The following is a 12,787-nucleotide window of genomic DNA, read 5'->3' on the forward strand; positions in this document are numbered from 1 at the left end:
CGTTTTTTTATCTTCTGCGTTTCTTCTTTTTTCTCATCATTTTCTTGCGGCGCGTGTTCACTTTATCCGCTATAATGTGAAGCGTGCTTGCGACAACAATTCCCATTACGAACGTCACAATTTCAACCTCATGTTCCTTCGCAATTTCTATTAAATTCCCGTCAAGCGCGATTACATTTAATAGAAATAAAAACGGAGAAAACACAATTAACATGTATGCAATACGAATCACATCACCAAGTATAATTGTATGTGTAAAGAAGGAGCGATGCGGCATGACCTTCTTATACGGATACCAAAATATACGCAGGAATCCCCATTTATTATACGCATTACTATACGTATCTAAATCGGGCGTTAAAAATGTAGTACCTACTAAAAAGCCAATTGCAAAAGTTAATAAAAAATCAAAATTTGTTAATCCATACGAAAAGAGCATAAACAAAACAACCGGAAGGGATATTAAGTTTATTTTCGTATGCGTTCTTCCTGATGGCATAATGCACTTCCTCGCTTACGTTCGCCCTGTCACTATATGACAGTTCTCACCTATTGATCTAATTTCTGATCGATAAAGGATGTGTCTATATCCGAACCAAACCATTCTGCCAACTTCACTCGTGCCTTATCTTTCACATCATCATTGACGTATAACGACGCTTGTAATAGCGCAGCCATTAACGCCCCTAAATCATCCGTATAACCAATTCCAGCAACGAAATCTGGAATCGCATCAATCGGTGCAATAAAATAAGCAAGTGCTCCAATTACAATAATTTTCACTCGTTTTGGAACATCCGGTTTCTGCAAAACGTAAAACAATAATAAACTTGCATAAATAACCGATTGACCTGCTTGTTTTGCAACATGTTTTACTTTCTTCCAAAACGCTTCAACTGAAAATTTTTGTTCCATGTAAAAGCCTCCCTATTTTTTAAAAGAAATAAGCTACAATATGTTATCAGTAAAAGTTCATCAAAATTACACATAATCTATCAATGAACTTTCATTGTAACAAACAAACGGAAAAAGAACAAGTGTTCGTTAATTTTTACACACTTTCCTTCATATAATAGGTTTCTAGATAACCACTTACCCATTTTCATTTCTTATTTCTCAACAAGAAAATTTTCACTTTCACTTAACATTCTGCTCTACCTTTGTTATATTTTCTAGTTGACGGACATATAAACGAATGTTAAAGTTTTCTCTGGTAGTGACAAATCTTATACAAAAAATGTAAAATGTTATAGTGTTTCTCAGAAATGAATTTTGTTGTATAATACAGAAATGACGTTATGCTTATGAGCAACACAAGAAACTAAAAGGGTATGCATAGTTATAGTCGTATATGGGTGAATATAGAACCTCTAATTATGGCCAAGAAAACTATGTATTTTTTATTTTAGCATTTTTCGCTCCAAAATCGACCAAGCCTGATAGAGAAAGGGTGGAAATGAATGAAAGAAACCTTGAAATCACAATTTCAAAATGTGCGTTTCACTGTATTCGTAGCTTTAGCCGTATGGTTGAAGACATATCTTATTACTCGCACAAGCTTTGATTTAAAACTTGAATCTTTCATGCAAGAATTCATTTTATTCCTTAGCCCATTAGCAGCATCATTACTGCTTGTTGGTCTTGCATTATTTGCAAAAGGGAAAAAACGTAACTATATAGCACTTGGAATTAATTTTGTTTTAACAATCATTCTTGTTGGTAACGTAATGTTCTACGGATTCTACAATGACTTCGTTACTTTACCTGTACTAGGACAAACATCTAACTTTGGAAGTTTAGGTTCTAGTGTGAAAGAATTATTTAACTACAAAATCATCCTTGCATTTGCTGATATTATCGTATTCTTCATTTTATTGAAGAAGATGAAAAACTTTGCACCGACAGAACGTGTAGCACGCCCAATGCGTTCCCTATACTTCGTTTCAACAATTGCTATTTTCTTCGCAAACTTAGGACTGGCAGAAGCTGAGCGTCCTGAACTATTAACACGTTCATTCGACCGCGTTATGCTTGTTAAAAACTTAGGTTTATATGTACACCAAGTGTATGATCTTGGCTTACAAGCAAAATCAAGTTCACAAAAGGCCTTTGCAGATGGTAGTAAATTACAGGAAACAGAGAACTACGTAAAAACAACACAAAGCAAACCAGATCCAAATATGTTTGGTACTGCAAAAGGGAAAAACGTAATTGTTGTCTCTCTTGAGTCATTACAAACATTTTTAATTGGTGCAACAGTTAACGGACAAGAAGTTACACCGTTCTTAAACCAATTTACGAAAGAAAGTTATTACTTTGATAACTTCTTCCATCAAACTGGGCAAGGAAAAACATCTGATGCTGAATTCTTAGTAGATACTTCAATGTATCCACTAGACCGTGGTGCTGTATTCTTCACACACGGTAATAACGAATATACAGCAACTCCAGAAATTTTACGTGAGCAAGGATACCACACATCAGTATTCCACGCGAACAACGCAACATTCTGGAACCGTAACATTATGTATCCAGCACTTGGTTATGATCGTTACTACAACGAGCTTGACTATAAGATTACACCAGAAACGAAATTAAATTGGGGATTAAAAGATATCGAATACTTCGATCAATCTATCGATATGTTAAAAGAAGTGAAGCAACCGTTCTATACTCGCTTCCTTACTTTAACAAACCATTACCCATTCACTTATGATGACAGCACGAAATTAATCGATGAATACAATTCTGGTGATGGCGTATTTGACCGTTACATGGTAACTGCTCGCTATTTAGACGAAGCAATGAAACACTTTATTGAGCGTCTAAAAGCAGAAGGTATTTACGACAACTCAGTTATCGTATTCTACGGTGATCACTACGGTATTTCTGAAAACCATAACCGTGCAATGGCACAGTTCTTAGGAAAAGAAGAAATCACTGCATTTGACCATATGAACTTACAAAAAACACCGATGTTTATTCACGTTCCAGGTCAAAAAGAAGGTAAAACAATTTCAAAACCAACTGGTGAAATTGACATTAAACCAACAATTCTAAACTTACTTGGTGTAGATTCTACGAATCAAATTCAATTTGGTCACGATGTATTCTCACCTGATAATAAAGGATTCGTTGTTCTTCGTGACGGTAGCTTCATTACAGATAAGTACATGTACACGAACAGTACATTCTACGACCGTGCTACTGGCGAAGTTGTACAATTACCAAAAGAAGAATCTCAACCACTCATTGATCGTGCTCAAAATGAATTGAACATGTCTGACAAAATCATTGAAGGTGACTTACTTCGCTTCTCTGAAAGTAACAAGACCAAAACTGGTGAAGTAAAGACAGCTATTAAAGAAGAAAAGAAGAGCGCTGAGTAATCTCAGCCTCTTTTTTTATATTTCTCCATACAATTACTTATATTCATTAACTTTAACATTACATAACCTTTACCAAATATTCACATAGGATTAATGAAACATCTCTATAATAAAATATGTAAGCAAGGTTCTATATATTTCTCATCTGTAGTAAGATCCCTTAAAGAAATATATGAATCGTTTATTTCTACTTTCTTATAATTGTCTTTCAATATGTTTTGTTTCCATACACAAAACATTCAATAAGACGATGTCCCTATGAAAGATAGCTACCCTCCTTGTGCAGCATTCCATAAGAATGTTGCTTTTTTTTATGTAAAAGCAGGATTCTTATTTCTCATTTTCGAATTTGTATATACAAAATGCTGTAAATCACCACTACTTCTCTACCATTTACAAATACATATGCGTCATATGTAAAGAAGTACTCACATAAAAATTACTATAGTGATTTTTATTCCGAATGAAAGTTTCACTTTACTTATGCACTTACGAAAGGATGGGACGAAAATTGGCATATGAAAGATTTGTACTTTGGAATGATACAGTTATTGATACAACGAAACAAAAAACGTACATAGAACTTGAAGAAAGAGGCTTACAGTTTGGAGATGGTGTCTACGAGGTTATTCGCCTATATAAAGGGAACTTTCACTTATTAGATCCGCATATCACAAGATTATATCGCTCCATGGAAGAAATAGAATTATCACTCCCTTTCTCAAAAGCAGAACTGATTATCCTACTTTACAAACTAATTGAAAATAATAATTTCCACGAAGACGGAACGATTTATTTGCAAGTATCTCGTGGTGTACAAGCTCGTACCCACACATTCTCATATGACCTCCCTCCGACAATCTATGCCTATATTACGAAGAAAGAAAGACCCGCGTTATGGATTGAATATGGTGTACGTGCTATATCAGAACCAGATACGCGCTGGCTACGCTGTGATATCAAATCATTAAATTTATTGCCAAATATATTAGCTGCTACGAAAGCTGAGCGCAAAGGTTGTAAAGAGGCACTTTTCGTACGAAATGGTACTGTAACTGAGGGAAGCTGTTCTAACTTCTTTTTAATCAAAAATGGAACTCTTTACACACATCCAGCCAATCACCTTATTTTAAATGGAATCATTCGTCAATATGTCCTTTCTTTAGCAAAAACCCTTCGCATTCCGGTACAAGAAGAACTTTTCAGCATTCGCGATGTTTATCAAGCAGATGAATGTTTCTTTACAGGAACGACGATTGAAATTTTGCCGATGACTCACCTTGATGGAACTGCAATTCAAGATGGTCAAGTTGGCCCTATCACAAAAATGCTACAAAGATCATTTTCTCAAAGCTTGTTACAATCCAACATGTCATCTTCTTAAACACGAATCATTTCTATCCTTTCTACATTCAATATATGTATTTAAATGGAAATCATGGTATAGATTTATGCCTTGATTTTTTTTTTGTAATCTTTTTGTCATATTCAGATTACCGCATAAGTCTTGACAGTAATCGACATGCTCTTTAGAATTTTTAACAGTTGGTAAATATTTCTTCACTACATTACAGACAGAAAGGAATCGACAAATTATGAAAAAATACCTTGCCGGTCTTGCGGCAGTGTCTGTAGCAGGAGGAGCAGCACCTACACTTGATAGTGTTCAAGCTGCCCCTGAACAAAATACACAAAAAGCTGCTACACAAACTGTCCAAGCTTCCGCATCAAACAGCTCATCTTATACGGTGAATGCTAGCGTACTACATGTTCGTGCAGGATCAAGTACTTCTCACGACATCATCTCTCGTGTTTATAACGGTCAATCATTAAACGTGATTGGCGAAGAAAATGGTTGGTTCAAAATTAACATTAATGGTAAAACAGGCTTTGTTAGTGGCGAATTTGTATCAAAAAATGGAGCAAGCAATTCTAATGTAAGTACAACAGGTGGAAAGAATAAAGTTACTGCTGATGTATTACGTGTACGTACAGCTCCTAACACTTCTAGTTCTGTTTCAGGACGTGTATATGAAGGACAAACATTAAACGTAATTGGCCAAGAAAACGGTTGGGTGAAAATCAACCATAATGGACAAGTAGGTTATGTAAGTGGTGAATTTGTATCTGGCGTTTCTGCTAATGCAGGTTCTTCAAACAACAATACGAATAATAACAACCAAGAATCTGTAAAACCAGCAAGCGGAAACTATACAGTAAATGTATCTTCCCTTCGTGTTCGTACAGGTCCTAGCACTTCTCACACAACTGTAGGTTCTGTTACAAAAGGACAAGTCGTACAAGTTGTTGGCGAAGTTCAAGATTGGTTCAAAATCAATTATGCAGGACAAACAGCTTACGTAAGCAAAGACTACGTAACAAAAGGCGGTTCTAGCGATAACGTTACACAAGGAAACAACCAAAATAATAATCAAAACAATAATGTAACTGTTCAAACTGGCGGTACTTACGTTGTTAACGCAACATCTCTACGCGTTCGTACAGGCCCTGCTGCTTACCATAGTGTAATTGGTGGCGTGTTAAATGGGACTACATTAAACGTAGTTGGATCTGAAAACGGTTGGTTTAAAGTAAACTATCAAGGAAAAACAGGCTTCGTTAGTAGCGAGTTTGTAAAATTCGTTAAAGGTGGCACTGCTACTCCTGAACAACCAAAGCAACCTGAACAGCCAAAACAACCTGATCAAGGTGCAATTGGTGACTACTACATTAATGCTTCTGCATTAAACGTACGTAGCGGCGAAGGTACAAATTATAGAATCATAGGCGCACTTCCACAAGGACAGAAGGTTCAAGTAATCTCTGAAAACTCTGGATGGAGTAAAATTAACTACAACGGTCAAAATGGTTACATTGGAACACGTTATCTTTCTAAAACACCAGTTGGGGGCGCAGTAGATAATAAGCCTAACAACAACCAAAACAACAATCAAAATAATAACAACAATAATACGGGCAATAATAGCGGTGACAGTTCTTCTATACTTGCATATGCAAAATCAATGCAAGGTGTACCGTACGTTTGGGGCGGTACTTCTGCTAACGGTGTTGACTGTAGTGGTTACATTTATCATGTATTTAAGAAATTCGGTCATAACATTAGCCGCCAAAGTGTTGCTGGATATTGGGGGAGCCTACCACAAACTTCAAATCCACAACCAGGTGACTTAATTTATTTCCAAAATACTTATAAATCGGGTCCTTCTCATATGGGTATTTATCTTGGGGGCGGATCATTTATCCAAGCCGGAGATAAAGGTGTTGCAATCGCTTCATTAAGTAACTCTTATTGGAAGAGCCATTTCTTAGGATACACAAAAGCACCTTAAATTATATTTTTAGAGCCTTCTAGATTACTAGAAGGCTCTTTTTAATGTGTATAACCTATATCCCCGAAAAAATAATGTATCTATTTTTCTATTTCATACACCATATTCTACAATAATGATCCATAACGTTATCATAATGCATATTTTTACATAAAAAACATAACCTATTTCATGTCTATTCATTTTATATGTGTTTTTTTAAGGAATTTTCTTTTTATTTAAACTTTTCGTTAGATGTTTGACCTCTGATGTCCATTATGATAAGTTACTTAAGATGTTATATTCGTAAACGTATAGACAACTGGTTTATACACTTTTTTTACTATGAGGAAGGAGCATACACTGCATGAATCTTTTATGGGGAATTGGCGGCGTGATTGGAGTATTAGCAATTGCTTTCTTACTATCTTCCAACCGCAAAGCTATTAATTGGCGCACAATTTTAATCGCGCTAGCATTACAAATGTCATTTTCATTTATCGTATTACGCTGGGATGCTGGTAAAGCAGGTTTAAAACACGCTGCAGATGGCGTTCAAGGATTAATTAATTTTTCTTACGAGGGAATTAAGTTCGTTGCTGGGGATTTAGTCAACGCAAAAGGCCCTTGGGGATTTGTTTTCTTCATTCAAGCACTACTTCCAATCGTATTTATTAGTTCATTAGTAGCAATCTTATATCATTTCGGTATTATGCAAAAATTTGTTAGTGTCGTTGGTGGCGCATTAAGTAAACTTCTTGGAACTTCTAAAGCTGAAAGTTTAAACTCAGTAACAACTGTATTTTTAGGACAAACTGAAGCTCCAATCTTAATCAAGCCTTACTTAGCACGTTTAACAAATAGTGAATTCTTCACTATTATGGTAAGCGGTATGACAGCTGTTGCTGGATCAGTTCTTGTCGGTTATGCAGCAATGGGTATTCCGTTAGAACACTTATTAGCAGCAGCAATTATGGCGGCTCCATCAAGTCTATTAATTGCGAAGTTAATTATGCCAGAAACAGAAAAAGTAGATAATAACGTTGAACTTTCTACAGAACGTGAAGATGCAAACGTTATTGACGCAGCGGCACGTGGTGCATCTGAAGGTATGCAACTTGTTATTAACGTAGCAGCAATGTTAATGGCTTTCATCGCATTAATCGCTTTATTAAATGGCTTATTAGGATGGGTTGGTTCTTGGTTTGATATTAAACTTAGCCTTGATTTAATCTTCGGTTACTTACTATCACCATTTGCAATCTTAATCGGGGTTTCTCCTGGTGAAGCTATACAAGCAGCAAGCTTTATCGGTCAAAAACTTGCAATCAACGAATTCGTTGCATACGCAAACTTAGGACCACACATGGCAGAGTTCTCTGACAAAACAAATTTAATTTTAACATTTGCAATCTGTGGATTCGCAAACTTCTCTTCTATCGCAATTCAGTTAGGTGTAACAGGAACATTAGCTCCTACTCGCCGTAAACAAATTGCACAATTAGGGATTAAAGCAGTTATCGCTGGTACATTAGCGAACTTCTTAAATGCAGCAGTTGCGGGTATGATGTTCCTATAAAATGATGTAAAGTCTCCTCTTTCTAAAGAGGGGGCTTTTTATTATGTTATATATATATATATTTAATACTTCATGCTGAAATATTAAAACATTATGATACAATAATTAGTAAGTCTGTTTATTTTTTCTTACAAAAGAGGGATACTACTTGTGGTTGCTCTCCAAAATAACCTAGTTATCCGGTCTATTTCTTAATAATTGCGCATACTACAAGTATCCTTGCATGAACTATCTTTAAGGAGGAAAGTTTTGTGAAAGATAACTTCTATAAAGTCCTCTCTATGTGGATTTTACAAATTTTATTTTATTTTACAACTGTACATGTAACACAATATGAGCATGCTCTTATTTTTACAATTATATATGTAATTGTTAATGTACTATTTCTATTATTGCCTGATAAAACTGCATTTGTTTTCTTTATATTAGGAACCATTATTTCGGTATTCTACCTGTTCTACCAAGCATGGCTTTACTTATGGAGTACATCAGAACAATGGGAATACATTATTACCCACTTCCTAATGGCAGCAAACTTCTTCATTGCATATATCTCAACACATTTATTAAAGAAGGTTATTCATGAAAATAAAGAATTAACCGAACGTGTGAGAATATTAGAACAATACATTGGCGAATCAAAATTATTAACAAGACAAGAATTTGAAAGACGACAAGCATTATTAATAAATGCAATGAATCGTCGTAATGAAACAGGCGTTATGATTCACTTCGACTTCACTTCCTTTAGTAAATATACGAAGGAAAGTGTTATGGACCGCGTAGCTTCATTATTAGTTGAAACGATAAGGAATGACTTTGACCTTGCTGCTAAATACGATAATAATACGCTCGTTATTTTATTACAAAACACAAATGAAGCCGGTGCTGACATTGTAATGAACCGCCTCAAGCCAAAAATGGAGCAATGGCTTGCTGCTGAAGCAATCCAAGATATAAAAATTTCACGCGAGCAAATTGGGAACAAAGGACAGACATTATTATGATGACACTCGTTATTCTGCTTTTATTCCTTCTATTTTGTGTACTCGTGTTTTGGATTAGCATCACATTTTCGATTAAGTATATACTTATTTTTACTGCCTTTCTATTCTCTGGCTTACTCGTTTACTATTCATTCTTAACACTCGCAGGTTTAGTTCACCGAAATAGTAAACGAAAAGATCGTACGCTAGAACATTACCCAAGCGTCGATATTTTAATACCTGCCCACAATGAAGGGGTCGTTATTAAAGATACTTTAGAGGCGATGGCGAAGATTGAATATCCAGGTAAACTAACTGTTTATTTATTAAACGATAACTCGCAAGATGAAACACCTGAAATTGGTGACGATTTTGACAAAGCTTATGCTCACATTCGTCACATTCGTGTTCCGCCTGGTGAACCAAAAGGGAAATCTCGTGTCTTAAACTATGGTCTTAGTATTTCAGATGGTGAATACTTCTGTGTGTATGATGCAGATAACCAGCCTGAACCACATGCACTGCGAATGCTTGTAGAACACGCTGAAACAACCGAGGATGCTGTTGGAGCTGTTGGTCACGTTCGTACTGTAAACGAAAACAGAAACTGGCTAACACGAATGATTTCGTTGGAGTTTCAAATCTTCCAGCTCCTTATGCAATCCGGACGGTGGTTACTCTTCCAAACAGGTTCACTAACAGGAACAAATATGCTTCTTCGTCGTTCTGCATTAGAAGAACTTGGCGGCTATGACCCTTATGCAATTGCAGAAGACGCTGAATTAACATTACGAATTACACAAAAGGGCTATCTCTTACCAATCGTGCCAGAATCGATTACATGGGAACAAGAACCTGAGCATTTAAAAATCCTTATTAAGCAACGTACACGTTGGCTCCAAGGGAACTTGTACATTTTAGAAAAAATGTTTTCTTCATTAAGTTTCTTTAAAGGAAAACTTCTCGTCCATTCCTTACAACAAGTTTTAGTATATGTTGTATTTTGGCTATTCTTAATCATTTCGAACGTTTGGTTTGTAATTGGGTTACTTGGGATATTCCAAATTCAATATAGCATTCCGCTACTATTTATGTGGTATGTCGCATATATTACATATGTTTCTCAATTATTTAGTGCCCAGAGTGTGGAACGAACCTTTACACCAACTAATATTTTCATTAGTGTAATCATGTACTTTACGTACGCACAGCTCTTTACGTACTTATTCATTCGTAGCTTAATTTTATACTTACGTGCAAAGAGCAAGAAACAAGTCATTGGCTGGGATAAAACAGTTCGATTCAAAAAAGACAAATAAAAATAAGCACAGAGCGCCGTATGCTCTGTGCTTATTTATTGCCGTATAAATTATATATCAGACAATACCCCTTAGCTGAAAGTAATTTCACGTCCATCCCCCAACGAACGATCGACCTTCATTTATATACGAAAAAGTGATTGCTATTTTTGTAGAACCAATTGCTTCTCTTGCTGTTCTTTGCGCGTTTCAGTCTTAGGTTCCGTGCTTTCTTGGACACTACGATGTGCCACACGTTTCAAACAAATATGCTTCCACTTTCTTTCGTAACGTTTCATTATTCTTGATGTCCCCCTTGAATGCGCTTTAAAACTATTTGAAATCGCTTACAGGAAATAATATAGCACATATACATAAACGTGACAACACATTTCCGACAATTTTTTGTCAAAAATACAAATAGAATTCGCAAGATATCGAACATTGTCGAAATGTATCGATTTTTCTTCGTATAAAAGGCATACTACTTATATAGTAAAGTATTTTATTTCCCTGACTTGCAATTAAAATTCCTTCTATATAAAAAAGAGCTGATACAAAATCAGCTCTTTTTCCTTCTATTATTTATGACGCTTCATACGCCCTTCTTTTTGTAACTCTTTAAACAATGCTGCCATCATAAAGAAAATAACGAAGACGAATGGGAATGCTGCAATGATAGCCGCCGTTTGCAGTGCTTCTAATCCACCTACATATAATAAGATAGAAGCTAACGCTGCTAAAACGATACCCCAAATCATTTTAATACGGTTTGGCGGATTTAAACTACCATGTGTCGTTAACATCCCTAAAACGAATGTCGCAGAATCTGCAGATGTAATAAAGAATGTAGAAATAAGAAGAATAGCTAGAACAGATAAAGCCGATCCAAAGCTTCCCATCTGATCAAACATAGCGAATAATCCTACTTCTGTTCCCATCTCTTTAATTTTTTCAAAGATATGTGCATCACCAAACAGTTCCATATGAATACCAGTCCCACCGAAAACAGAGAACCAAAGCGCACCAATTACGGTCGGTACAAGTAACACACCGATAACAAACTCACGAATAGTACGTCCTCTTGAAACACGAGCAATAAATGTACCTACGAACGGTGACCATGCGATCCACCATGCCCAATAGAAAATTGTCCACGATTGAATCCATTGATTTCCGCCTTCATCTAATGGACTTAAACGGAAACTCATGCTTGGCAATTCCTGAATATAAGAACCGATTGTCGAAGTGAAGTAATTCATAATAAAGTTTGTTGGACCCGCAAATAATACAATGATCATAAGTGCAAATGCAAAAATAATGTTCGTATTACTTAAATATTTAATTCCTTTATCAAGACCTGTTTGCGCAGATAACATAAATAACACTGTTACGATTGCAATAATAACTAACTGCGTCGGTAATGAATTCGGGATAGATGTTAAATAACTAACACCACCTGCAATTTGTTTTGCACCAAGACCTAATGACGTCGCCACGCCAAATACAGTCGCAAAAACAGCTAACACATCAAATGAATGAGCAATACGCCCATGTTCCCCGCCCTTAAATAACGGACCTACTGTCGCACTAATCGTACTCGCTTTTCCTTTTCTAAAAGTAAAGTAAGCAATACATAGCGCTACAAATGCATATAGTCCCCACGGATGTAATCCCCAATGGAAAAATGAAAAGCGGAGTGCAAGACGTGCACTTTCCTCAGTTGCACCTTCTCCAAACGGAGGTGCGTATAAATGGTTTAATGGTTCGGCAACGCCCCAGAAAACTAAACCGATACCCATACCAGCACTAAATAACATAGCAAACCATGTCATATAACTATAATCAGGCTCGTCATCATCTTTACCTAAACGAATAGAACCGTATTTCGAAACAATTAAAAAGATAGACACACCTAATATAATAGAAACAGAAATAATATAAAACCATCCAAACTTACTAACTAATACAGTTTGAATTGCGGTTGTTACATTTCCTAAGCTACCTTTTCCGATAATAGATTCGGGAATAATCCCCCAAATTGTAAATGCAATACATAATGTTAATGAAACGATGAATGTTTTTGTCAGTTTCCTCATCAAATCCCCCTTCGTAGGTTTCACTTTTGTAAATAACATAAATTCCGATATGTAAAATCGGATAGAAAACTATAATTTTACGGTGATTTTCTTACTTTCACCTTCAC

General features: G+C 35.9%; 9 protein-coding genes. 6 read left to right on the forward strand and 3 right to left on the reverse strand.

What is annotated here, in order from left to right:
- Positions 1-7 precede the first annotated feature (7 nt).
- Entirely contained in the window at positions 8-499 is a 492-nt protein-coding gene (locus tag AC3WVA_RS07460) for a metal-binding protein (RefSeq protein WP_071723590.1), read from the reverse strand.
- Between the two features lie 50 nt (positions 500-549).
- The gene (locus AC3WVA_RS07465; protein WP_000435503.1) at positions 550-915 is read right to left on the reverse strand and encodes a YkvA family protein; all 366 of its coding nucleotides are present in this window, start codon (positions 913-915) and stop codon (positions 550-552) included.
- Between the two features lie 545 nt (positions 916-1,460).
- Between AC3WVA_RS07465 and AC3WVA_RS07470 the strand changes: the two genes are divergently transcribed.
- From AC3WVA_RS07470 to AC3WVA_RS07495, 6 genes are all read left to right on the forward strand, one after another.
- Positions 1,461-3,389, forward strand: a complete 1,929-nt coding sequence (locus AC3WVA_RS07470) for an LTA synthase family protein (RefSeq protein WP_048528111.1) — start codon at positions 1,461-1,463, stop codon at positions 3,387-3,389.
- A 499-nt stretch (positions 3,390-3,888) separates the two neighbouring features.
- Complete coding sequence (locus AC3WVA_RS07475; RefSeq protein WP_098520895.1) at positions 3,889-4,773, forward strand: D-amino-acid transaminase; 885 nt, start codon at positions 3,889-3,891, stop codon at positions 4,771-4,773.
- A gap of 211 nt (positions 4,774-4,984) precedes the next feature.
- Positions 4,985-6,739 carry a C40 family peptidase gene (locus AC3WVA_RS07480; protein WP_098345466.1) on the forward strand — a complete coding sequence of 585 codons (1,755 nt, stop codon included), beginning with the start codon at positions 4,985-4,987 and terminating at the stop codon, positions 6,737-6,739.
- A 346-nt stretch (positions 6,740-7,085) separates the two neighbouring features.
- A complete protein-coding gene (locus tag AC3WVA_RS07485; protein ID WP_016085536.1) occupies positions 7,086-8,297 on the forward strand; it encodes a NupC/NupG family nucleoside CNT transporter in 1,212 nt (403 codons plus the stop codon).
- A 251-nt stretch (positions 8,298-8,548) separates the two neighbouring features.
- On the forward strand, positions 8,549-9,304 hold the full coding sequence (locus AC3WVA_RS07490; RefSeq protein ID WP_098344805.1) for a diguanylate cyclase domain-containing protein: 756 nt from the start codon (positions 8,549-8,551) through the stop codon (positions 9,302-9,304).
- Positions 9,301-10,602 carry a glycosyltransferase family 2 protein gene (locus AC3WVA_RS07495; protein ID WP_098344806.1) on the forward strand — a complete coding sequence of 434 codons (1,302 nt, stop codon included), beginning with the start codon at positions 9,301-9,303 and terminating at the stop codon, positions 10,600-10,602. The genes AC3WVA_RS07490 and AC3WVA_RS07495 overlap by 4 nt, the downstream gene beginning before the upstream one ends.
- Before the next feature lie 560 nt (positions 10,603-11,162).
- Here AC3WVA_RS07495 and opuD read toward each other — a convergent pair.
- Complete coding sequence (gene opuD, locus AC3WVA_RS07500; protein WP_098344807.1) at positions 11,163-12,680, reverse strand: glycine betaine transporter OpuD; 1,518 nt, start codon at positions 12,678-12,680, stop codon at positions 11,163-11,165.
- Positions 12,681-12,787 lie beyond the last annotated feature (107 nt).

The sequence above is a fragment of the Bacillus sp. EB106-04-02-XG92 genome, from assembly GCF_058791995.1.

What these genes read in the sequence shown, in the direction of transcription:
- AC3WVA_RS07460 (WP_071723590.1), bottom strand. Translation starts at nt 499, where the DNA reads ATGCCATCAGGAAGAACGCATACGAAAATAAACTTAATATCCCTTCCG.
- AC3WVA_RS07465 (WP_000435503.1), bottom strand. Translation starts at nt 915, where the DNA reads ATGGAACAAAAATTTTCAGTTGAAGCGTTTTGGAAGAAAGTAAAACAT.
- AC3WVA_RS07470 (WP_048528111.1), top strand. Translation starts at nt 1,461, where the DNA reads ATGAAAGAAACCTTGAAATCACAATTTCAAAATGTGCGTTTCACTGTA.
- AC3WVA_RS07475 (WP_098520895.1), top strand. Translation starts at nt 3,889, where the DNA reads ATGGGACGAAAATTGGCATATGAAAGATTTGTACTTTGGAATGATACA.
- AC3WVA_RS07480 (WP_098345466.1), top strand. Translation starts at nt 4,985, where the DNA reads ATGAAAAAATACCTTGCCGGTCTTGCGGCAGTGTCTGTAGCAGGAGGA.
- AC3WVA_RS07485 (WP_016085536.1), top strand. Translation starts at nt 7,086, where the DNA reads ATGAATCTTTTATGGGGAATTGGCGGCGTGATTGGAGTATTAGCAATT.
- AC3WVA_RS07495 (WP_098344806.1), top strand. Translation starts at nt 9,301, where the DNA reads ATGATGACACTCGTTATTCTGCTTTTATTCCTTCTATTTTGTGTACTC.
- opuD (WP_098344807.1), bottom strand. Translation starts at nt 12,680, where the DNA reads ATGAGGAAACTGACAAAAACATTCATCGTTTCATTAACATTATGTATT.